Source organism: Aeromonas sanarellii (assembly GCF_000820085.1).
Lineage (GTDB): Bacteria > Pseudomonadota > Gammaproteobacteria > Enterobacterales > Aeromonadaceae > Aeromonas > Aeromonas sanarellii.
Map to the genome: position 1 here is coordinate 12902 of NZ_CDBN01000063.1, position 21709 is coordinate 34610.

A 21709-nucleotide genomic window follows, 5' to 3' on the forward strand; every position below is an offset into this window, starting at 1 on the left:
TCAATATATTAAAATCAATTCCAGGCGAAAGGAAAATTAATTTCGGCCACCGTTTTTGAGCTTGGCCCCGCTTTTGCGGGCTGCGCCATGAAAGCCCCTGCAAAGGGTGGTAAGATCGTTTTCCTCTCTAAAGATGAAACAACTGATTGATATGGCAGCCCGAACCCTGAGAATCGCCACTCGCAAGAGCCCACTGGCCCTGTGGCAGGCCAACTTTGTGAAAGATCGGCTGGAGGCGCTCCATCCCGATCTGCAGGTCGAACTGGTGCCCATGAGCACCCAGGGTGACAAGATCCTGGATACCCCGCTCGCCAAGGTCGGTGGCAAGGGGCTGTTCGTCAAGGAGCTGGAGACTGCCATGCTGGAGGGGCGGGCCGACATCGCGGTCCACTCCATGAAAGACGTGCCGGTGGAGTTTCCCGAGGGGCTTGGCCTGCACACCATCTGCGAGCGGGAAGACCCGCGCGATGCCTTCGTCTCCAACCGTTTCAGCCAGATTGACGAGCTGCCCCAGGGGGCCGTGGTCGGCACCTCCAGCCTGCGCCGCCAGTGCCAGCTGCGGGCCGCCCGCCCGGACCTGGTGATCCGCGACCTGCGCGGCAACGTCAACACCCGCCTCGCCAAGCTGGACGCCGGTGACTACGACGCCATCATACTCGCCGCCGCCGGCCTGAAACGGCTGGAGATGGCCCATCGCATCACCGCCTTCATCGAGCCCGAGCAGAGCCTGCCCGCCAACGGTCAGGGGGCGGTCGGCATCGAGTGCCGCCTGGACGATCACGAGCTGCACGCGCTGCTGGCGCCGCTGGAGCACGCCGAGACCCGCATCCGGGTGCTGACCGAGCGGGCCATGAACCGCGCCCTGCAGGGGGGGTGTCAGGTCCCCATCGGAGCCTATGCCCTGGTGCAGGGGGAGGAAGTCTGGCTGCGCGGCCTGGTGGGCAGCCCGGACGGCACCCGGGTCATCCGCGACGAGATCCGCGGGCCCCTGGCCGAGGGTGAGGCCCTGGGGGAGCGGCTGGCCCGGCGCCTGCTGGCCGACGGGGCCGATGCCATCCTGGCCGAGGTCTACCGGGCATGAGCGCGGGCCGGTTGGCCATCCGGTCCCTGGCGATGGGGAAGATCTGATGGTCCCCCTGGTGGTGCGCCCGGCCGCCCAGGCCGCCGAGCTGGCGACACTGCTGCGCCAGCAGGGCCACGCACCGCTCTGCTGCCCGCTGCTGGAAACCGTGGCGGGCGGCGACCTCCCCCGCCTGGCTGACATGCTGCAAAATGCCGACCTCGTTATCGCCGTCAGCGTGCATGCAGTTCATTTTGCTCATCATTTTCTGTTGCAAACTGGTCAGACCTGGCCACATATTGAGTACTTTGCGGTCGGTCAGGCCAGCGCGGACGCCTTCGCCGAGGCGGGCATCCAGGCGCTGTGCCCGGACGATCCCCGTAGCGAAGGCCTGCTGGCCCTGCCCGACCTGCAACAGGTGAACGGCAAGCGGGTACTGATCCTGCGCGGCAACGACGGGCGGGATCTCATCGCCCGTACGCTGGCCTCACGCGGCGCACTGGTGCACTATTGTGCCACCTACGAGCGCCACTACCCCGATCTTGACGGGGACGCATTGACCCGCCGCTGGCAGGCGGCCGGCCTCGACAGCCTGCTCATCACCAGCGGTGAACTGCTGCAGCGGTTGCTGGCCCTGGTGCCCGGCCCGCAGCACCCCTGGCTCCATGACCGCCTGCTGGTGGTGCCCAGTCCCCGGGTGGCCGAGATGGCCGAGGGAGCTGGTTTTACCCGTATCGTGATTGCCCAAGGTGCATCCAACCAGGCTCTGGTGGCCGCCCTGGAACTGAGGAAGATGGAATGACTGAACAGCAAGAAGTCCAGCCGAGTGCCGCGGCCCCCGTGGCCGACAACAACAAGCCAGGCCAGAAGGCCCCTGCCGGCAAGAAGGGCGGCTCCGGCGCCGTGCTCGGTGGCATCGCTATCCTGCTGGCCCTCGGCCTGACCGGCGGCCTCTACCTGCACGGCCACAAGAATGCCGTCACCCAGCAGGGGGAGATAGGCGCCCTCAAGCAGCAGCTGGCCGAGGTCATGGGCAAGCTGGAGCAGAGCAGCAGCAAGGATGCCGAACAGATCGGCGCCCTCGGCAAGAGCCAGCAGCAGTTGCAGGAGGCTCTGGGCGCCCTGCAGACCAAGGTGCTGGATCTCGACGACAAGAGGCCCAACGACTGGATGCTGGCCGAATCCGAATACCTGGTCCGCATGGCGGGCCGCAAGCTGTGGCTCGAGCATGACCTCATCTCCGCCATCACCTTGCTCGGCAATGCCGACGAGCGCATCAAGGCGCTCAACGATCCCAGCCTGATGCCCATTCGCAAGGCGCTGGCGGAAGACATCGCCCAGCTCAAGGGGATGCCGCGGGTCGATCGCGAGGGGCTGACCCTGAAGCTGGCCGCCCTCTCCGATCAGATTGAGCTGCTGCCCCTCTCCACCGTCAGCATGCCCGAAGCCAAGAGCGAGCCCGACCAGACCGTCAGCACCAACCCGGACGAGTGGCAGAGCAATCTCAAGAAGAACTGGGTCAAGTTCACCGAGAACTTCATCACCATCCGCCGCCGCGACGGCGCCGTGGAGGCCCTGCTCTCCCCGCAGCAGGAGATCTTCCTGCGGGAGAACCTCAAGACCAAGCTGCTGCAGGCCCAGCTCGCCGTCTATCGGGAGCAGCAGGCGCTCTACACCGACAGCCTGGAGAAGGCCCAGCGCTGGCTGACCCAATACTTCGACACTGAAAACAGCGCCACCCACTACATGCAGACCGAGCTCGACAAGCTCAAAGGGGAGCAGATCCAGTTCGACTATCCGAATCAATTCAAGACCCAGGCCATGCTGGAGCAGGTGCTGACCGAGCGCCTGCAACGCATCCTGGCCGGCAACTGAGGAGGAGACCATGATTCGTCTGATCGTCATAGTCGCCGTGATGGTGGCGGGCCTCGTCTTCGGTCCCGAAGCCTCAGGCAACAAGGGCTATGTGCTCATCTCGCTCGGCAACTACACGGTGGAATCCTCGGTCACCAGCGCGGTGATCCTGGCGGTGCTGTTCTACGGCGCCCTGCTCATCGTCGAGTGGCTGCTCGGCCGAGTGTTCGGCCTGCGCCGCAAGACGCAAGGCTGGTTCGGTTCCCGCCGTCGCCGCAAGGCGAACCTGCAAACCGTCAACGCCACCCTGGCCATGGCCGAGGGGCACTACAACCAGGCCGAGAAGCTGCTCATCAAGGGAGCCGACAACAGCGACACCCCGCTGCTCAACTACCTGAGCGCCGCCCGGGTGGCCCAGGCCCGTGGGGATGACGTACGCCGGGATCACTACCTGCAGAAGGCACAGGAGGAGAACCCCAAGGCGGAGCTGGCCCTGACCCTGATCCAGACCCAGCTGCAGATCGAGCAGGGGCAGTACGACAGTGCCCTCGGCCGCCTCGAATCCATCTATGCCCTGCATCCACGTCACCCCATGGTGCTGGATCAGCTGCGTCAGGTGTACCTGGCCCGTGAGGACTGGACGGCCCTGATCGATCTCGCCCCGGCCCTGCGCAAGGTGGGCAAACTGACGGCCCAGCAGGAGGAGGCCCTGCTGTACCAGGCCTGGACCGGCCGGCTGGAGGCCGCCAGCGGTGCGCTGGAGACCCTGCGCCCGGTCTGGCAGGGGATGCCCCGCAAGCTGCGCCAGGAGCCCGTGCTGCTGGCCAGCTACGGGGATCACCTGCGCCGGCTGGGCGCCGATGCCGAGGCCGCCGATCTCTGGCTGGAGGCCCTGCGCAAGGATCCCACCCCCGAGCTGTTTGCCCGCCTGCCCAGGCTCAAGCTGGACGACTACCAGCCCATGCTGGCCCTGCTCAGAAAGATTCAGGATCAGCCGGGCGCCGAAGCGGCGCTGGCACGGGTCTGCCTGCTGGCCGGCCAGCTGGACGAAGCCCAGCACCTGCTGGAGCAGGAGGTGGCGAAAGCACCGGATGCCGCCCTCTACCACGCCCTCGGCCAGGTGATGGACAAGCGCAGGCTCACCAACAAGGCCAACGAGTATTACCGTCAGGCCCTGCAACTGGCGGACGTCTGACCTTGCCGGTCACGGGAGACAAAAAAGAGGCCGCAATTGCGGCCTCTTTTATTGGTATTGTTCCGAATGGCGGCTCTCTTCTCCCCTTGCAGGAGAAGGGGCGGAGATGAAGGGGTACAAGCAGACACTCTTTCCCCGAGGGAGAGGGTCAAGGGCTCAGGCGGTCAGCCGCTCCAGCTCGCCGATCAGCCAGATGGCTTCCTGACGATGGGAGCCGCACACATCCGCCATGGGCTGAAAGCCGCCGCACACCGCCGGGCGCTCGGGCTGGCCGAAGATCTTGCACCCCAGGTGCACATCGAGCTGCACGCAGGGCACCCCGGCCGGTTTGCCGTCCGGCATGCCGGGAATGGCACTGCTGATGCTGGGGGCGATGCAGCAGGCACCGCATCCCTGACGACATTCCATGTGATTTTTCCTCTGTGGGGCACCGCAGTGTAGCAAGGAGTCCGGTTTCTCCTAAGCCTTATCCCTGCCCGGGCACCCTGGCGCCCTGCAGAGCGCAAAAAGCCCGGCAGTGCCGGGCTTTTTGCTGCGGGAGTCAGCACATCACAGGATGATGTCGCGTACCACGCTGTCCTTGCGATCCAGGAAGTGGATCGACTCGTTACGACGGTATGAGAGTACGCGACTTGCCGCCACAGCCATCCTCCTGCTTACAGGATGATGTCACGTACCACGCTGTCTTTGCGATCCAGGAAGTGAATCGACTTGATGCGACGGATGGTGCGAGATTTGCCGCGGATCAGCAGGGTCTCGGTGGTCGCCATGACGCCGTCGCTAGTGATCCCTTCCAGCAGATCACCCTTGGTGATGCCGGTGGCGGAGAAGATGACGTTGTCATTCTTGGCCAGATCTTCGAGCTTGAGCACCTTGCTCACGTCGATGCCCAGCTCCTCGCAGCGGGCGATCTCCTGTTCACCCAGGGCGCGCACCTCGGGGCTGTCACCCTTGACCTGGTGACGGGGGATCAGGCGGGCCTGCATGTCGCCGTCCAGAGCGCGGATCACCGCGGCGGAGATCACCCCTTCCGGCGCGCCACCGATGCCGTAGAGCATGTCCACTTCGCTGTCCGGCAGACAGGTGAGGATGGAGGCGGCCACGTCGCCGTCGGGAATGGCGAACACCCGCACTCCCAGACCCTGCATCTCCTTGATCGCCTTGTCATGACGCGGCTTGGCCAGGGTGATGACGGTCAGACGGGAGAGGGGCTTGCCGAGCGCCTTGGCCACGGCCTTAAGGTTCAGCTCCAGGGCCTGATCGAGATCGATGGCGCCTCTCGCCTTGGGGCCCACGATCAGCTTCTCCATGTACATGTCGGGGGCCTTGAGGAAGGAGCCCTTGTCGCCCACCGCCAGCACGGCCAGGGCATTGGCCTGACCCATGGCGGTCATGCGGGTTCCCTCGATGGGGTCGACCGCGATGTCCACGGCGTCGCCCTGACCCGTGCCCACCTTCTCGCCGATGTAGAGCATGGGGGCTTCGTCGATCTCCCCTTCGCCGATCACAATCTCGCCATCGATCTGGATCTGATTGAGGATGTGGCGCATGGCCGCCACGGCCGCGCCATCGGCGATATTCTTGTCACCACGTCCGAGCCACTTGTAGCCGGCCAGTGCAGCCGCTTCCGTCACTCGGGAAAATTCGATTGCCAGTTCACGTCTCATCGCATATCCAACCTTAGGAGCTCGAAAACGGGCGGCATTCTATCACAAGGGCAAACCTTTGCGCGTAAAAGTGGCGGCCAGCCATATAAATCGCGGACTTTCATCCAATTGACACCAAACTGCCACGGCTTGTTCACCGCACCGTCACCCCGCCGTCATCAGCCGCTTCTAGCATGGCCCCGTCTTTTAAAACAGCAGCTTGCAACACAAGGGATCATGATGAAAAAGCTCACAGTAGTGGCATTGGCTCTCACCGCCGCCTTCCAGGCCCAAGCCGTCGAAGTCTACAAGAACGAAAGCACCCTGCTCGACCTCTACGGTCGCATCTACGCCGGCCAGTTCTTCGGCGAGAAGAAGGAGCTGGATGCCAACGGCGACATCAAGAACGAGTACAGCGACAAGCAGGGGGCCAACCAGTTTGTCCGCCTGGGTGCCAAGGCAGAGAGCGAGATCAACCCGGGTCTCAAGGCGCTGGCCCAGTACGAGCTGCAGATGTACATCAACGACAGCGAGAAGACCGTCAGCGAAAACTCCGACAACATGCGCACCCGTCTGGCCTTCGCCGGGGTGGGTGCCGACTGGGGCAACGTCACCTTCGGTCGCCAGAAGGGGGCCCCGGGTTTCCTGGCTGACTGGACCGATGTCTCCCTCTCCGACGGCTACGGCAACGAGGCGCTGGGCGCCAAGACCGACACCTTCGCCACCAACCGTGCCGGCTCGGTGCTGAAGTACTCCGGCCTGTTCAACGGCTTCCAGGTAGACACCAGCTACAAGTTCGACGGCGGTGACACTGAAGAGACCACCAGCAAGGACAGCGATGCCGCCTACGGCGCCGCCCTGGCCTATACCTTCCCGTTCAACCTGGCCCTGGGTACCGCCTACAACGTGGGGATCCGCGACAAGAGCGGTGAAGAGGATGCCAAGCTGTGGCTGCTTTCCGCCAAGTACGACAACAAGGCCGTCTACGCCGCCCTGAGCTATGCCGACGGCAGCGACTTCCTGGCCACCGGCAAGGATCACACCGGCTGGGAAGGGGCGCTGGGCTACAACTTCGAGAACGGCTTCGGCCTGATGGCCCTGTGGAACAAGCAGAAGGTGGAGCAGAGCGGCAAGTCCGACTACGACTCCATCGACTACTACACCCTGGGTGCCCAGTACAAGTTCAACAAGAATCTGCGCGTCATCGGCGAGTACCGCATCAACAACCTCGACAGCAATGACAGCGGCAAGCTCAACACCAAGGATGACTTCCAGCTGGCGGCCCGCTACGACTTCTAAGTCGGCAACCACCTGACGACACGGCGCGCAGAGCACTCTGCGCGCCGTTTTTTATTGCGTCAGGCCAGGGGCTTTTGCACCGACACCAGCAACAGCATGGGGCGCTCCGCCTCCTCCGCCAGGGCCGGGTTGGCCGCAATCTGCGCCGCCGTCGGCCCCCACTCCTCCACGCGGCGGATCTCGAATCCCGCGGCGACAAGGGCGTTGAGGTAGGTGCCCAGGGTGCGGTGATACTTGACCACCCCCTCCGCCAGCCAGTTGCTGACCCGCTTGCCCTCGGCCTGGTAGCCGTTGACGGGCCAGGAGCGGCGTCCCTCTGCATCCACCAGCCAGCCTTGCGGCTGCGGACAGGTGAAGATGGGGTGCTCCACCGAGAACACCAGGCTGCCGCCCGCCACCAGCGCACGGTGGATCTCCGCAAACAGCGGCGCCACCTCGGGCAAGTAATGGAACGCCAGGGAGCTGTAGATGAGATCGAAAGGCTCATCGGACAGCGCAAGACCGTCCAGATCCCCCTGCCGATAGCGGATGGCCTCATCCCGGGTCAGCTCGGCGGCACGGGACAGCATCTTCGCGGAGAGATCGATACCGACCACATCGGCAGCCCCGAGCTCTCTGGCTGCCCGGCAGAACCAACCATAGCCGCAGCCCAGATCCAGCACCCGCTTGCCGGCAAGCCCCGGCAGCATGGCGTGCAGCGCTGGCCACTCCGGCGCCCCCGCCAACCCGTGAAGGGAGCGTGGCAGTTGGGCATAGCCCTCAAAAAAATCTGGTTCGTCATAGATATTTTGTGACATTGCACTGTTTCCTCTTGAAGATGGTCAGCCTCTCTGGCCGACGACCCGGCCCTTGCCAAGCATACCCGTCGGTCATGACAGACCATAAAAAAGCAGAGACCCGGGCGGGCCTCTGCTCTGTCTCGCACCCGCAGCCTGGCTGCGGGGCAACAAAAAAGGCCATAGACGAGGCAACGTCTATGGCCTTGGTTCAGTCGTGCGGCAAGGTCACGGCTCCCGCGAGGTAGCGAGATCCGGTCGTCACTGCACGATGAATGGATGGGAGGTCTGGGCCTCCACCGGCTCCGGACAATGCTTCATCGTGCGCATCTGTACGGAGTTCATTCGGGTCACTCGCTGATCCGAAGCATAAAGGGTCATGTCACTCACCCGGCCGGGCCGGTTCCATCAACACATTGAAAAATCTGGTGCCACTCTAGGGGCCAGGAGCCTCAGAGGCAAGCCCGGCAGATTATGTTTGCCGACCCTCTCATCCCAGCTTCTTCTGCCAGAACAGGGCCCGGCCCACCTCGGGAATGAGTTCATAGCCCGCAAAACCGCTGGCCCGGTAGGCGGCCTGAGCCACCTTGTTCCCCTCCAGCACCTCCAGGGTCAGCTTGCAGCAACCGAGCTCCCGGGCGAGCCGCTCCGCCTCCGCCAGCAGCCGCTTGCCGATGCCGCGGCCGCGCTGGGCCGGATGCACCGCCAGATCGTGGATATTGAGCAGGGGCTGGCAGGCGAAGGTCGAGAAGCCCTCGAAGCAGGTGGCAACGCCAGCAGGCTCCCCATCGACCCAGGCCAGCAGCACGTGGGCACCGGGTCGCGCGGCCAGGGCTTTGGCCAGATTCGCCTTCACCTCGTCCGCCAGCGCACTGCCGCCCCCCATCTCGTCCCTGGCGTATGCGTCCAGCATCGCGATCAGCGCCTCGCCGTGGCGAGGGTTGTGCAGATCCGCCCTGATGATCTCGACCATGTCTCTCTCCCTGTGTGTGCCGGATGGTGCGCCAAGGCGCGAGGCCACCATGGTAGCCTCCCCCCCTGACCGAACCAAGGCTCCCCCCCGGCCTTTTCCCCCAAGGCTCCAGCCACCCTCAGAGCCTGCCCGCCAATGATCTCTTTTTCTTGCATCTTCTCCTTGCAAGGCAAATGAAAATCAATATCATTAGCAACCTCTCGCGATGAGAGAAATCAATAATTACAAATAAATCAACAAGTTCAGGCCGATTGGTCGACAAGAGTCACACCCAGATGAACCATTCCAAACCCCCGCGCGCCCTGCTGGGCGTCGCCTTGCTGGCGGTTTGCGCCAGCCCCCGCGCCGAAGACGAAACCCTGACCGTGGTCGGCAAACGCAGCCAGCACGAGGAGGTCGCTACCGCGACCCGCACCGCCACCCCGGCCAAGCTGGTGCCCCAGAGCATCGAGAGCGTCAAGGCAAGCGAGCTGACCGCCTTCGGTCAGCCCACCCTGAGTGAAGCCCTGACCGGCATCCCCGGCGTCAACGCCAGCGGTGACACCCGTTTCGACGGCGTCACCATCCGCGGTTTCAGCGCCAGCAACGACTTCTACCTCGACGGCCTGCGCGACGACATGCAGTACACCCGCGACCTTGGCAACATCGAGCGGGTCGAAGTGCTCAAGGGCCCCGCCGCCGTGCTCTACGGCCGTGGCAGCACAGGCGGCATCGTCAACCGGGTCAGCAAGGTCCCCCAGAAAGGGCAGGCCTCCAGCGTCAGCGCCCGGGTCGGCAGCTTCGACAGCCGACGCCTGGCCGCCGATCTCAACGGCGAGGCGGGTGAACGGGTGCAGCTGCGCCTGAACCTGGCCCAGGAGGACAAGGAGAGCTTTCGCGACGACGTGACCAGCAAGCGCACCCTGCTGGCCCCCTCCGTCAACTGGGAGATCACCGACACCCTGAACTGGCTGGTGCAGTACGAGCGCAACGAGCACGATCGCACCCCGGATCGCGGCATCCCCGGCGTCGATGGTCGCCCGGCCGACGTGCCCATCGAGAGCGTCTACAGCGACACCCGTCGCGACTTCATCGACGACCTGGCCCAGTCCACCCGCTCCCGCTTCACCTGGGACCTCAACGATCAGTGGCAGCTGCGCCAGCAGCTCGGCTACACCACCCTCGACAGCCAGTTCGACAACACCTATGTCACCAGCGTCAAGGGTGACAAGGTGACCCGAGCCCGCTGGCAGCAGGATCTCAAGGCCAGCAGCCTCACCAGCAACACCGAGGCGGAAGGCCAGCTGCAGACCGGCCCCGTCGCCCATCGTCTGCTGGTGGGCCTGGAGCAGGGCTGGCAGGAGCGCACCCCCAAGCTCTACCAGAACGCCAGCCCGATCCCGCCGGGCGATCTCTACGATCCGGGCTCCCTGCCCACCTACGACGGCGCCATGAAGCTCTCCAGCGACGCCCATCACAGGGTGCGCGGCTATGGCCTCTACGTGCAGGATCAGCTCAGCCTGGGCGACTGGCACCTGCTGGCGGGTCTGCGCCGGGACGACTTCACCGTCACCAGCCGCCGCAACGACCTCGACAAGGAGGAGACCCTCTCGGTCACCAGCCTGAGCCCGCGCCTGGGCCTGGTGTGGAACCCCATCGAGGAGCACGCCTTCTACACCTCCTACAGCAAGACCTTCACCCCGGTGGGCGGGGAGCTGATCGGCATCACCCCGGGGGATAAGAACAACCACCTGGATCCCCAGCACACCCGGCTCTACGAGGGCGGCGTGAAGAGCGACTGGCTGAACGGCCGCCTCGCCACCACCCTCTCCCTCTACCGGCTGGAGATGTACAACAAGCGCAGCAAGGATCCGCTGGATCCCACCAAGGTGATCCTCACCGGTTTGCAGCGCACCGACGGCATCGAGCTGAGCGCCCGTGCCCAGCTGACCGACGAGATCTATCTGCGCGGCGGCGTCGCCATCCAGGACGCCGAGCAGGTCAAGGCGGACGCGGACCTGCAAGGCAAGCGGCCGATGAACGTCTCCCGCCAGAACGGCCAGCTGTTCGCCGGCTACCAGAGCGGCCAGCAGGGCTGGTTCGGCGAGACCGGGGTAACGGCGGTGGGGGATCGCTTCGCCGACAACGCCAACACCACCACCTTGCCCGGTTACGCTCGCTTCGACGCCCGTGCCGGCTACCGCTGGCCCCAGTGGGAAGCCCAGCTGAGCGTGGAGAACCTGACCGATCACGACTACTTCGTCAGCGCCACCAGCGCGGCCCAGATCATGCCGGGCACGCCCCGTCAGCTGCACCTGACCGCCGCCTACCGTTTCTGACTCTCCCCTCCCCTGGCCAGCCTTTCGCTGGCCAGGCTCTCTGTGACACACGAGCAATGACACCCAGAAGACTCCCCCTGCACAACAACAAGTGGGTGCGCCGCATCCACGCCTGGGCCGGCTTTGCCACCCTCACCCTGATGCTGCTCTACGGCCTCACCGGCCTCTGGCTGCAACACAGGGCCGTGCTGCCGCTGCCCGGTCCCCACACCGGGAAATCCAGCGAGGAGATAGTGCTGAGCACGCCGCTGGCCAGCCCGGATGAATTGAAAGCCCTACTGCAACAACGCTATGCGGAGGTATTCGAGGAGGGGCGACCCCAGATCACTCCGCCCCAGACCCTGCCCACGCCATCCGGCCCCCTCACCCTGCCGGCCCGCTGGGAGCTGCGTGGCGTCACCCTCAGCCAGAGCGTGGCCGCCAGCTATGTGGAAGGCACCCTGCTGGTACGCACCGAGCTGCAGCAGGCCAACTTCGCCGCCAGCCTCAACCGACTGCACCGCGGCATGGGCACCGGCCTGCCCTGGCAACTGGTGGGGGATCTGGCGGCCCTGGCCATGCTGCTGCTGGCCCTCACCAGCCTGCTGATGTGGAACAAGCTGCACGGCCCCGCCGGTCGCGGCATCGCCCTGTTGCTGCTGGGCGCCCTGACCACGATACTGGTGGCCCTGCTCTGAGCCGCAGCCCGCGACCGGCATCCACGGAGTAACACCCCGTCGGCCGAGGTAACAAAGGGTAACCGGTCACGAGCGGGGTCACAGTTGGCGGCCTGGCGGCTGGATGGGGGTCGCCTGCGGCTGATAGGGTGCGCCCAGATCCCGAACACCGCGAGGAATCATGCGCATCTCCAGCATCGAATGCGGGCGAGTGGTGGCCATCCTGGCCGTGATGACCATTCATCTCTCCCCCTTCAGCAACCCCTTCGATCCCGCCCTGTGGGACGGCACGCCCTACCCCCTGCTCGGGGCCGTCATCAATCAGCTCTGCCGCTTCGCGGTGCCGCTCTTCTTCCTGTGCGCCGGCTACTTCCTGCAACCCGTCCTCGCCGCGGGTCACCCACTGACGGTCGCACTGCGCTACTGCCGCCCCCTGCTGGGGCTCTGGCTGGCCTGGAGCCTGCTCTATCTGCTGGTGCCCTTCAATCCGGTCGCGGCGGTGAGCGAGGGCTACCTGTCCGCCATGGCGGGCCAGTGGCAGATGCAGCTGGGGGATCCGCTCAACGTCTGGTGGGTGGGCGGCATGATCCACCTCTGGTTCCTGCCCGCCCTGATGGTGGCTGTGCTGATCCTGGGGCTCTGCCAGCAGGCCCGCCTGCCGAGACTGGCCCTGCTGCTGGGCGCCCTGCTCTACGGACTGGCCCTGATCGGCGGCTCCTATAGCCCGCTGCTGGGGGGCGAATGGGCCCTGCTGACCCGCAACGGCCCTTTCTTCTCCCTGCTCTTCGTGGCCCTGGGTGCCGAGCTGCGCCTGCGCACCTGGCAGCCGGACGCCAGGCGCTGCGCCCTGATGATGGTGGCGGGGATGGGGCTCTACGCCCTGGAGGCCGCAGGCCTGCTGCGCGTTGCCGCCGTCCCCCTCGCTCGTCACGACTTCCTGCTGGGCTCCCTGCCCTGGGCGCTGGGGCTGTTCGGCCTGCTGCTGGCCAACCCGGCGTGGGGCAAGGACAGCTGGCTGGAGCGCCAGGCGCCCAAGGTGCTCGGCCTCTACTGTCTGCACATGATGCTGGTGGTGTGGCTGATGATCTTCGGCCCCCAGGGCAAGCTGGTGTGGTGGGAACTCCTCAAGGTGCCCGCGCTGCTGGCTCTCACCCTGCTCGGCTACCGGCTGCTGGCGACCACCGCCCTCAGCCGCCGGTTGCTGCGGGCTCGCTAGAAACAGGACCCTGACCGGCCAGCAGGTCGGCGTGGTTCAGCGCAAAATCGTGCATCTGCTGGAGCAGGGGGAGCAGGGCGACGCCAAGCGGGCTCAGGCTGTACTCCACCCTGGGCGGCACGTCCGGGTAGAGGGTGCGGGTGATGACGCCGTCGCTCTCCAGCTCCTTGAGCTGGGCGGTGAGCACCTTCTGGCTCACCTCGGGCAGGCAGCGGCGCAGATCGCCGAAGCGCAGGGTCTGGGCACGCAGATGAAACAGGATGGCCGGCTTCCATTTGCCGGTCAGCAGGCGCAACACCCGATAGGCGGGACAGGGCAGTGAGGACACGGGATGGCTCGCGAGTGGTTACTTTGCGGTAACTATGCCACTAAAATGTGCCTTCTTGCAGCCAAGATGCCGGCTTCCTATGATGCGGATTCCGTCAATCAACGCCCACGAGAGGTTTATCATGCCCAGCCTGCTGCAGATCCATTTCAACTTCCCCGCCGAGATGATGGGACCGGCCCTCACCGCCGCGGCCATGCCGCTGGCCGAGTCCATCACCCGGGAGCCGGGCTTCATCTCCAAGATCTGGACCGAGAACCCGCGCACCGGCGAGGCGGGCGGCATCTATCTGTTCGAGGATGAGGGGAGCGCCCTCGCCTACGCCACCATGCACGAGCAGCGGGTGCTCGCCATGGGCGCCAGCGCGGTGCAGTACAAGGTGTTCGACGTCAACGAGCCCCTGAGTCGCCTCACCAAGGGCATCGTCTAGCCCGAGCGGGGCTCAGAACCTCAGGGTCAAGCCGATATTGGCCTGCCACTGGGTGATCAGCTCTCCCCGCACCCGGAAGGCGCAGACCTCGGGGTTGCAGAGAAACGCGCTGTCGTCGTTGACCAGGGAGCCGTAGCCGCGCACCTCGGCCCGCAGCGCCAGGTGTTCCGCCAGGCGCGGCTGCACCCCGAGCGCCAGGGACATGGAGGGGGCCGTCTCGCTGTCGTAGGCATCGAAGCGGGTCACCCCTATCCCCGCGCCGATATAGGGCGCCATCAGGTTGTCGGAGAGAAACAGGGCTCCGGCGAAGTGCAGGGTATCCACCGCCAGCCTGTCGGGCAGCTCGGGGGACACCCGGGTCGACTGGTGGCTGTAGAGCAGCTCTATCATGCCCGGATCGTCCACCTCCCTGCTGATGAAGAGGCCCCAGCTGCCCGAGCTCTCCCCCTGCAGGCTGTCGAGGTCACCGCCATGGGGCGTGGGCTCGGGTTCGTCCATGGCCTCGAAGTCGATGGACGAGCTGTATCCCGCAAAGGGCGTCAGCTGCCAGCCAGGCGCGGGGGGCTCGGCAGCCCAGCCCGCCAGGGGCAGCAACAACCCCGACACCATCCTCTTCGCTCCCCTCATGGTCCTCTCCCTTTGACAAAAATATGCGAAAAGCATATCAGAGCCCGCGACGCTCGCCCTTGATGGCGCCTGTATCACCCCGTTGGGTCCCCGGCCCCGAGATCCATTTCTTGCGCCGGTTCACATTATTCATCTGGGATTAACCTCTGCTGCGTAAGCTGGCGGCGCCACAGAGGTGGCGTCAACAGGATGAGGATCCCAGGAATGGTTGCCGCGCAACTCAACGACCCCCAAAGCACACTTGCCGATACCCTGAGGGCCACCGCCCACGCCATCGAGGAGAGCCACATCAGCCTGCGCCAGATGCTGGCCCTGGTGGGCGAGCAGGGCATGCTGCTGTTTTGTGTGCTGCTCACAGTCCCCTTCCTGCTGCCGGTCTCCATCCCCGGCGTCAGCACCCCGTTCGGGCTGCTGATCCTCTTCATCGGCATCGGCATCACCCTCAACCGGGTGCCCTGGCTGCCCGCCGTCCTGATGGAGCGCCGCTTCGCCGCCGAGCACATCAAACCGGCCCTGCACAAGGGGGCGGATCTGCTGGCCCGCATCGACCGCCTCATCCGCCCGCGCCTGCTGATCCTGACCGGCAGCTACGCCATCAACCGCTGCAACGGTCTGCTGATCATGCTGGCGGCCCTGCTGCTGATGCTGCCCCTTGGCGCCATTCCCTTCACCAACGCCATGCCCGCCTGGGCCATCCTGCTGCTGGCCATCGGCATGTTGCAGCGGGACGGTCTCTTCGTCGCCCTCGGCTACGCCCTGGTGAGTGCCACCCTGGTCTGGTTCAGCGCGCTGGCCATCGGCCTGCTGATGGCGGGCCAGAACATCTCGACGCTGTTTGGCTGAAACGGCGCCCAGACGCAGACAAACGAAAGAGGGCGACACTATGTCGCCCTCTTTCGTTGCAAGCCTGGGTGCCTTTCAGGGATCCCCTGCGTGGGCCACCCGGTTGCGCCCGCCCCACTTGGCCCGATAGAGCCACTCGTCCGCCCGGGCCAGCACGGTGCCGAGATCCTCGCCCGGCCGGATCAGGGTGGTGCCCAGGCTCACGGTCACGGGGGCGGGATCCGGCGCCAGGGCCGCCACCGCGGCGCGGATCCGCTCAGCCACCTTCAGCAGTATCCCCTCGTCTATCTGCGGCAGCAGGATCAGGAACTCCTCGCCGCCGCTGCGCACGAACAGATCCTCCCCCCGCAGCTGGGCGGCCACGCAGTCGCAGACCCGGCACAGCACCCTGTCCCCGGTCTGGTGGCCGAAGCGATCGTTGATCTGCTTGAAGTGGTCGAGATCCAGCATGATGAGGCCGGTGAGCTGCTGCCCCTGCACCCTGTGGTGATAGTGTTCGAAGAAGAAGTGGCGGTTGTAGAGGCCGGTGAGCTGATCCGTCTCCCCGAGCCGCTTGAGCCGCTGTTGCAGCTCGTGCTGGCGGGTGATGCTGCGGGTCACCCAGGCCACCGCCCGCTTGCCGTCGTAGAGGGAGGGCAGCGGCGCTATCTTGCCCTCGATGCGCTGCATCCCCTGGGGGCCCGCCTCGGCATCGATGCCATCCACCTCGGCGGGGGAGAGGTCATACTCCACCACCTGCACCTGGCCGCTGGCGAGGGCCTGGGCCACCTGCGCCATCACCCACAGGGCCTTGTCCTCGGGCAGCACGTCCAGCAGTCGCCTGCCGATGAGCGGATTGCCGTTCTGGTAGGACTGCTGCTCCACCCCGCCGATGTATTCGATGTAATAACCGTCTTCGCTGAGGATGAAGACGGGATCCGGCAACTGGGCCATCACTTCATAGAGTTGTGCCACTGAGAGCGCCATCCGTGCTCCTTGTTATCTGAGGGGAGGCTCCCCCTGTTATACAGGACTCACGGAGTATCGCACAGAAGGGAAGATCCGCCGCCGCCGGGCCATGATCGATCAGGGGGGCACTGCGCATCGAAGGCGCATGGGAAAGGCGGAGGAGGCCGCCTGCAACATCGGCAAGCCGGCCCCGGTCGCAGGACAGGCCGGGGGATATCACGGGCGAGGCCGGCTCCCGCCCGAGCGGGATCCGGTGAGAGGTATCAGCGGGCGGCGGAGCGGCTGGCGTTCCAGAGCAGCTCGCCGCTCTTGAGATCCATCAGGCTCATGGCGAGCCGGTAGCGGCTCCCCTCGGAGACGAGATCCCCGTAGAGCATGTAGCCCGCCCCGGTCTGGCGACCCAGGCGCACCAGGGAGGCGGGGTTCATGCCCCCCTGCTGATATTCGAGCTGACCCGTGATGGCCGCCACCTGGCCCGGGTCGGCGAAGCGAAAGCCGCTGTTGGCCTGAATGCGCTGGATCATGGCCACCGCCATGGGCTGGGTGCTGAAGGGCTCACCTGTACCGTTCTGGGGTGCCATCAGCAGCAGCACCGGGCTGCCGCCCGCGATCGACTGCACCTCGGCAGACTTCAGGAAGGCGTCCGCCATGGAGACCGCCAGCCCCGTCGGCGCCACCGGCTTGGGCGCCGGCACCGGCTCGGCCTTGTCAGGCTCGGCCACCGGCTTTTCTGGTTTGGTCACCGGCTTGTCCGGCTCTCCCACTGGCGCAGGCGTCCCCCCATAGGGATTGACCGCACAACCGCCCAGCAACAGGGCACCCACCATCAACAAGGAACGCAGCTTCATCTTTTCTCTCCGCCAGAAGTCCGCAAGGCGCACTTCGTCAATCATCCATTTTGACGGAGCCCGGCTCCGCCTCCCCTCCATGCTAGAGACAAACCCGTCCCGGGTCGATGCGCACATGGTCAGGGGGCGACAGAGACTGGCGAAGCGGAGGGCACAAAAGGGTGGCAAGGCTCCACCCGATTCCGTTAGGGTAGCCTGAGCCCAGACCCCAGAGGAGCCCCCCATGCACGGACCCGATCCCGCCAATCCCCACCCCATGAACGGCTTCCCCCAGGTGTGCTTTATCAAGAACACCATCAAGGGGCCCAATATCGAGGTGGGTGACTACACCTATTACGACGACCCGGAGGATTCGGCGGGCTTCGAGCGCAACGTTCTCTACCACTTCCCCTTCATCGGCGACAAGCTCATCATTGGCAAGTTCTGCGCCATCGCCCGTGGGGTGAAGTTCATCATGAATGGCGCCAACCACCAGACCTCCGGCTTCTCCACCTACCCCTTCTTTATCTTCGGCAACGGCTGGGAGAGCGCCGCCCCCGCCCCGGGCAGCCTCCCCTACAAGGGGGATACCGTGATCGGCAACGATGTCTGGATTAGCTATGACGCCCTGATCATGCCGGGAGTAAAAGTCGGCAACGGCGCCATTATCGCCGCCCGCTCCGTGGTCACCGGCGACGTGCCCGCCTACGCCGTAGTCGGTGGCAACCCGGCCAAGGTGATCCGCTACCGCTTCGACGACGACACCATCGCCCGTCTCAACGCCATCGCCTGGTGGGACTGGCCGGTGGAGCAGATCAGCCGCAACCTGCCGCTTATCAGCGGCGGCGAGATAGCCGCGCTGGAAGCGGCAACCCCATAGAGACAATCACCATCAAGCAGGAAGCACTATGCAACTCACCCCACCCCAACCGCCTCAGGACGATGATGTTGAAGCGCTGCGCATTGGCCTGACGGGCTACAACGTAAGCCAGGCAGGCCCTCAACTGTACGAGCTTCGGCGCGAGCGGATCGCCAGCTTTATCAAGGATAAAGAGGGCAAGGTACACGGCGGCATCATCGCCGACATCAAGTGGGGCTGGCTGCACGTCGACTGGCTCTGGATCGACGAAAGCATCCGCCGTGATGGCTGGGGCGGCCGTCTGCTCGGCGCCATGGAGCAGTACGCCCAAAGCAAGGGCATCACCAATTACCATCTGGAAACCACCAGTTTTCAGGCCCTCCCCTTCTACCAGAAGCAGGGTTACGAAGTCTTTGGTCAGCTGCCCGATATGCCGCCGGGGCATGTGAGTTACTTTCTCAAAAAGCAGGAGCGCTGATGGCCTTCCCGCCCCTTGCCAATGCCCAGATCGTGATCCATCCCTTCGAGCCGGGCGATGCCGGCGAGTTTGTCCGAGCAGCACACGAAGCTATTGAGGTGACGCAGTCATTGACCTGTACCGTAATACCGTAGGGTGCAATGAACGAAGTGAATTGCACCTCTATCCTCACGAAAGCGGTGCAATGTGCTCCGCTTATTGCACCCTACGTTAACCACGTTAATGCCGATTATTTATCGTCGTGTGGCATTTCATATTCTGGTATGGAGCTATCTCCCCATGATAATGGATACCTGCCCTGCTGCACCCAACGATGGAAGGTGGAATATGGCCAATCTTTCGGGGCAGTTACCAGCCCATGTTTGACGGGATTGATATGGATGTAATCGAGATGATGATTGAAATCTTCCTGATCGCGGATCAGATGCTCCCAATAACGTCGCTGCCAAATACCCCGCTCGCCACGCTGCCAACGAGACTCTGAGCGAGCCTCTGAATTGGGGATTGCTCGTGAAAACTTGCTTTTGATTTGACGCCAGCGCAACGGAAAATTGGTATCCCCTTCCGGCAACTCCAACAGTGCATGTAGATGCTCGGGCAAGACAACCCAGCCGTGGATCCGGAATGGATGATTCTCTTGCACCTCCCTGACAACTGACCTCAGCAGATCGATCCGCTCGACCAGTAGATGGTTGTTCTGACGCTCACCCAGCACGACCGTAAAAAACCAGGTTCCTCCCGGTTGCCATGCCCGTTTGTAATTCGCCATGTATTGCCGACCTCACAATCAACCATGCTGTTAAATGTGGTTCAAACGAAGCAAAACGTAGGGTGCAATGAACAACGTGAATTGCACCTCTTGCCACAAAAGCGGTGCAATGCGCTCCGCTTATTGCACCCTACGACGCCCCCCTGAGGTTATGGTGGGCACGGTTTTGGTTCCCCCCTCCAATCAGCCAAGGGGAAGGGGCAAGGTCAGGAGCGCCATCAGGGATGATGGCGCAGACGCAGCCGGCACAGGGGCCAGATCGGGAGAGGGAGAGCGCAGCTCGACCCGATTTGGCGCGAGAACAGGGATGTTCGAAGCGGACGTTGGCCGAAGCCATGGATGTCGAAGGCCAAAGGCCCGTCGGCGCGTGCCGTCGGACAAGCGGGTGAGCCGAAGGCACCCGACGTAAGTCGGGCGAATAAGCGGGGGAAAAGACCTTTGGTGACTTTGGGTCTTTCCAAAGTCACTCGCCCAAGCCCGAAGGGCGGGCGAAACCCCGTCGAGGCCAGCGGCCTCGCGTCCTGCACGGCGCAGCCGTGCCTGCTCGCCACAGGCACGGAGTTTGGCCGAACTCCCCCCCTATCGGCCCAAAAACGGTTCCCAATCCTTGAACACCGGCTGCAACCCGGCCTGCCGCACGGCGGCGGCCACTTCCCCCACCGGGCGGTCGTCGTGGATGGCGAACTGCTCCAGCTCCTCTGCATCCCCCTCGGCATAGCCCCCCGGCTGGGTGCGCGACTCGGCCGACATCTGGGTGATGCCAAGACGTACCGCACCGTTGCGAAACGCAGGCGATTCCCGGGTGGAGAGGGACAGCTCCAGGGTCGGCGAGAAGAGGCGCCAGGCGCAGATCAGCTGGGCCAGCTGGCGATCCGACATGACCACGGCAGGCTCCAGCCCGCCTGTGCAGGGGCGCAGGCGCGGGAAGGAGAGGGAATAGCGGCTCTGCCAGTGGTGACGCTCCATCCAGGCTAGGTGCTCGGCGACGAAGTAGCTGTCGGCGCGCCAGTCCGGCGACAGGCCGATCAGGGCGCCGAGGCCAATCTTGTCGATACCGGCGCGCCCCAGCCGGTCCGGGGTGGCGAGGCGCCATGCGATGTCCCGCTTGTTGCCGCGCAGATGATGGCGGGCATAGGTGGGGGCGTGGTAGGTCTCCTGATAGACCATGACGGCGTCGAGGCCGAGGGTCTTGAGCTCGGCATAGTCGGCCTGGGAGAGGGGCTGCACCTCCATCCCCACCGTGCTGAAGTGGCGGCGGATAATGGGCATCACCTCGCGAAAATAGGCGAGCCCCACCTTGTGCTCGTGCTCGCCGGTCACCAGCAGCACGCTGTCGAAGCCGCGCGCCTTGATGGCGAGGCACTCGCGCTCTATCTCCTCTGCATTCAAGGTCTTGCGCTTGAGGCGGTTGCTCATGGAGAAGCCGCAGTAGGTGCAGTCGTTGGCGCACAGGTTCGACAGATAGAGCGGCACATAGAAGCCGATGGTGTTGCCAAAACGCTGGCGGGTCAGCCGCTCGGCCTCGGCCGCCATCTGCGGCAACCAGGCCTCGGCGGCCGGCGAGATCAGCGCCATAAAGTCCGCCAGAGTACGGCGCGGGGTGCTCAGGGCGCGCGCCACGTCTGCGGCCGTCTTGGCGCGGATCTGCATACCGATATCGTCCCACTCCAGCTCCTGCCAGCGATCGAGAAAGGAGGGGGCTGTCTCTGATTCCATTGCCCCCTGAGCCCTCACCCCCAGCCCCTCTCCCAGAGGGAGAGGGGAGGAAGAATCTCCCCCAGTGATAGCAATTCCCTGACTCATAACGCCCCCAGAAAATCGGTAAGCGGGCTGGAGGCTTGCGCCTGCAGGGCGCGGGCGCCAAGACCCGCCTCATAGGCGCTGCGACCTGCTTCACAAGCGAGCGCAAAGGCGCGGCCCATGGCGATCGGATCGCCGCTCACCGCGATGGCAGTGTTGACCAGCACGGCATCGGCGCCGAGTTCGAAGGCCGCCGCCGCGTGGCTCGGCGCACCTATCCCCGCATCCACCACCACGGGCACATTGGCCTGTTCGACGATGATGGAGAGGAACTCCCGGGTCACCAGCCCCTGATTCGAGCCGATAGGCGCGCCGAGCGGCATCACGGCGGCGCAGCCCACCTCTTCGAGCCGCTTGCAGAGCACCGGGTCGGCGCCGCAGTAGGGCAGCACCACAAAACCCTCTTTCACCAGCTGCTCGGCGGCTTTCAGCGTCTCGATGGGATCGGGCAGCAGATAGCGCGGGTCGGGGTGGATCTCCAGCTTCAGCCAGTTCGTCCCCAGCGCCTCGCGGGCGAGGTGGGCGGCAAATACCGCCTCGGCCGCGGTCTTGGCGCCTGAGGTGTTGGGCAAGAGCTTGACCCCGAGTTGCAGCAAGGGGCTCAGGATATCGTCGTGGGCCTTGCCCGGTTCGAGCCGCTTGATGGCCATGGTGACGAGCTGGGAGCCGCTTGCCTCGATGGCGGCGGCCATCAGTTCCGGGCGGGCAAACTTGCCGGTGCCGGTGAAGAGGCGCGAAGAGAAGGTGTGATCGGCAATCTTGAGCATGTCAGCCTCCGGCCACTGCGATAAGAAGAGATGAGACCCCGCC

Annotated in this window: 23 protein-coding genes; 12 read left to right on the forward strand and 11 right to left on the reverse strand. The window is 64.8% G+C overall.

Annotated elements, in window-relative coordinates:
* Nucleotides 1-151: 151 nt before the first annotated feature.
* From hemC to BN1132_RS12380, 4 genes are read left to right on the forward strand one after another with little or no spacing between them, the layout of a single operon-like run.
* Complete coding sequence (hemC, locus tag BN1132_RS12365; protein ID WP_157005424.1) at nt 152-1081, forward strand: hydroxymethylbilane synthase; 930 nt, start codon at nt 152-154, stop codon at nt 1079-1081.
* A 46-nt stretch (nt 1082-1127) separates the two neighbouring features.
* Entirely contained in the window at nt 1128-1862 is a 735-nt protein-coding gene (locus BN1132_RS12370) for a uroporphyrinogen-III synthase (RefSeq protein WP_042077907.1), read from the forward strand.
* Nucleotides 1859-2935: a uroporphyrinogen-III C-methyltransferase gene (locus BN1132_RS12375; RefSeq protein ID WP_042077908.1), complete on the forward strand. Its 1077-nt coding sequence runs from the start codon at nt 1859-1861 to the stop codon at nt 2933-2935. The genes BN1132_RS12370 and BN1132_RS12375 overlap by 4 nt, the downstream gene beginning before the upstream one ends.
* 10 nt (nt 2936-2945) lie before the next feature.
* A complete protein-coding gene (locus BN1132_RS12380) occupies nt 2946-4109 on the forward strand; it encodes a heme biosynthesis HemY N-terminal domain-containing protein (RefSeq protein ID WP_042077909.1) in 1164 nt (387 codons plus the stop codon).
* A gap of 156 nt (nt 4110-4265) precedes the next feature.
* Here BN1132_RS12380 and BN1132_RS12385 read toward each other — a convergent pair whose 3' ends face one another.
* Complete coding sequence (locus BN1132_RS12385; protein ID WP_042077910.1) at nt 4266-4517, reverse strand: YkgJ family cysteine cluster protein; 252 nt, start codon at nt 4515-4517, stop codon at nt 4266-4268.
* A 248-nt stretch (nt 4518-4765) separates the two neighbouring features.
* Nucleotides 4766-5776: a class II fructose-bisphosphatase gene (gene glpX, locus BN1132_RS12390; RefSeq protein ID WP_039040467.1), complete on the reverse strand. Its 1011-nt coding sequence runs from the start codon at nt 5774-5776 to the stop codon at nt 4766-4768.
* Between the two features lie 219 nt (nt 5777-5995).
* Here glpX and BN1132_RS12395 point away from each other — a divergent pair, with 219 nt between their 5' ends.
* The gene (locus BN1132_RS12395; RefSeq protein ID WP_042077911.1) at nt 5996-7054 is read left to right on the forward strand and encodes a porin; all 1059 of its coding nucleotides are present in this window, start codon (nt 5996-5998) and stop codon (nt 7052-7054) included.
* 59 nt (nt 7055-7113) lie between these two features.
* Here the strand turns inward: BN1132_RS12395 and BN1132_RS12400 are convergent, their stop codons facing one another.
* Complete coding sequence (locus BN1132_RS12400) at nt 7114-7851, reverse strand: class I SAM-dependent methyltransferase (RefSeq protein ID WP_042077912.1); 738 nt, start codon at nt 7849-7851, stop codon at nt 7114-7116.
* Nucleotides 7852-8320: 469 nt separating this feature from the next.
* Nucleotides 8321-8803 (reverse strand): GNAT family N-acetyltransferase, encoded by a 483-nt coding sequence (locus BN1132_RS12405; RefSeq protein WP_042077915.1) that lies wholly within the window; start codon nt 8801-8803, stop codon nt 8321-8323.
* Nucleotides 8804-9078: 275 nt separating this feature from the next.
* On the opposite strand from BN1132_RS12405, the gene BN1132_RS12410 reads away from it, so the two are divergent.
* The 3 genes from BN1132_RS12410 to BN1132_RS12420 all read left to right on the forward strand — a co-directional run bounded on the left by BN1132_RS12410 (nt 9079) and on the right by BN1132_RS12420 (nt 12993).
* Nucleotides 9079-11121: a TonB-dependent receptor gene (locus BN1132_RS12410; protein WP_042077916.1), complete on the forward strand. Its 2043-nt coding sequence runs from the start codon at nt 9079-9081 to the stop codon at nt 11119-11121.
* Nucleotides 11122-11177: 56 nt separating this feature from the next.
* A complete protein-coding gene (locus BN1132_RS12415; protein ID WP_042077917.1) occupies nt 11178-11798 on the forward strand; it encodes a PepSY-associated TM helix domain-containing protein in 621 nt (206 codons plus the stop codon).
* A 160-nt stretch (nt 11799-11958) separates the two neighbouring features.
* Nucleotides 11959-12993 (forward strand): acyltransferase, encoded by a 1035-nt coding sequence (locus BN1132_RS12420; RefSeq protein ID WP_042077919.1) that lies wholly within the window; start codon nt 11959-11961, stop codon nt 12991-12993.
* Here BN1132_RS12420 and BN1132_RS12425 read toward each other — a convergent pair.
* Entirely contained in the window at nt 12965-13321 is a 357-nt protein-coding gene (locus BN1132_RS12425; protein WP_042077921.1) for a winged helix-turn-helix transcriptional regulator, read from the reverse strand. The two genes, BN1132_RS12420 and BN1132_RS12425, sit on opposite strands and share 29 nt — an antisense overlap.
* A 121-nt stretch (nt 13322-13442) precedes the next feature.
* On the opposite strand from BN1132_RS12425, the gene BN1132_RS12430 reads away from it, so the two are divergent.
* Nucleotides 13443-13748: a monooxygenase gene (locus tag BN1132_RS12430; RefSeq protein WP_042077984.1), complete on the forward strand. Its 306-nt coding sequence runs from the start codon at nt 13443-13445 to the stop codon at nt 13746-13748.
* A gap of 12 nt (nt 13749-13760) precedes the next feature.
* On the opposite strand, the gene BN1132_RS12435 is transcribed toward BN1132_RS12430, so the two are convergent.
* Nucleotides 13761-14357, reverse strand: a complete 597-nt coding sequence (locus BN1132_RS12435) for an outer membrane beta-barrel protein (protein ID WP_411587641.1) — start codon at nt 14355-14357, stop codon at nt 13761-13763.
* Between the two features lie 222 nt (nt 14358-14579).
* Between BN1132_RS12435 and BN1132_RS12440 the strand changes: the two genes are divergently transcribed.
* On the forward strand, nt 14580-15218 hold the full coding sequence (locus BN1132_RS12440) for an exopolysaccharide biosynthesis protein (protein WP_042077924.1): 639 nt from the start codon (nt 14580-14582) through the stop codon (nt 15216-15218).
* A 75-nt stretch (nt 15219-15293) separates the two neighbouring features.
* On the opposite strand, the gene BN1132_RS12445 is transcribed toward BN1132_RS12440, so the two are convergent.
* Together BN1132_RS12445 and BN1132_RS12450 are read right to left on the reverse strand one after the other, a co-directional pair.
* Nucleotides 15294-16184 carry a sensor domain-containing diguanylate cyclase gene (locus BN1132_RS12445; protein WP_042077926.1) on the reverse strand — a complete coding sequence of 297 codons (891 nt, stop codon included), beginning with the start codon at nt 16182-16184 and terminating at the stop codon, nt 15294-15296.
* Between the two features lie 245 nt (nt 16185-16429).
* Complete coding sequence (locus tag BN1132_RS12450) at nt 16430-17014, reverse strand: hypothetical protein (RefSeq protein ID WP_042077986.1); 585 nt, start codon at nt 17012-17014, stop codon at nt 16430-16432.
* Between the two features lie 223 nt (nt 17015-17237).
* On the opposite strand from BN1132_RS12450, the gene BN1132_RS12455 reads away from it, so the two are divergent.
* Both BN1132_RS12455 and BN1132_RS12460 read left to right on the forward strand, forming a co-directional pair.
* Nucleotides 17238-17873 (forward strand): Vat family streptogramin A O-acetyltransferase, encoded by a 636-nt coding sequence (locus tag BN1132_RS12455; protein ID WP_042077927.1) that lies wholly within the window; start codon nt 17238-17240, stop codon nt 17871-17873.
* Nucleotides 17874-17901: 28 nt separating this feature from the next.
* Nucleotides 17902-18330: a GNAT family N-acetyltransferase gene (locus BN1132_RS12460; protein ID WP_042077928.1), complete on the forward strand. Its 429-nt coding sequence runs from the start codon at nt 17902-17904 to the stop codon at nt 18328-18330.
* Between the two features lie 229 nt (nt 18331-18559).
* Here the strand turns inward: BN1132_RS12460 and BN1132_RS19655 are convergent, their stop codons facing one another.
* From BN1132_RS19655 to BN1132_RS12470, 3 genes are all read right to left on the reverse strand, one after another.
* Entirely contained in the window at nt 18560-19099 is a 540-nt protein-coding gene (locus BN1132_RS19655; RefSeq protein ID WP_084202883.1) for an REP-associated tyrosine transposase, read from the reverse strand.
* Nucleotides 19100-19678: 579 nt separating this feature from the next.
* Nucleotides 19679-20815 carry a 2-iminoacetate synthase ThiH gene (gene thiH, locus BN1132_RS12465; protein ID WP_042077929.1) on the reverse strand — a complete coding sequence of 379 codons (1137 nt, stop codon included), beginning with the start codon at nt 20813-20815 and terminating at the stop codon, nt 19679-19681.
* Between the two features lie 83 nt (nt 20816-20898).
* Nucleotides 20899-21666, reverse strand: coding sequence for a thiazole synthase (locus tag BN1132_RS12470; RefSeq protein ID WP_042077930.1), 768 nt, complete (start codon nt 21664-21666; stop codon nt 20899-20901).
* Between the last annotated feature and the right edge of the window lie 43 nt (nt 21667-21709).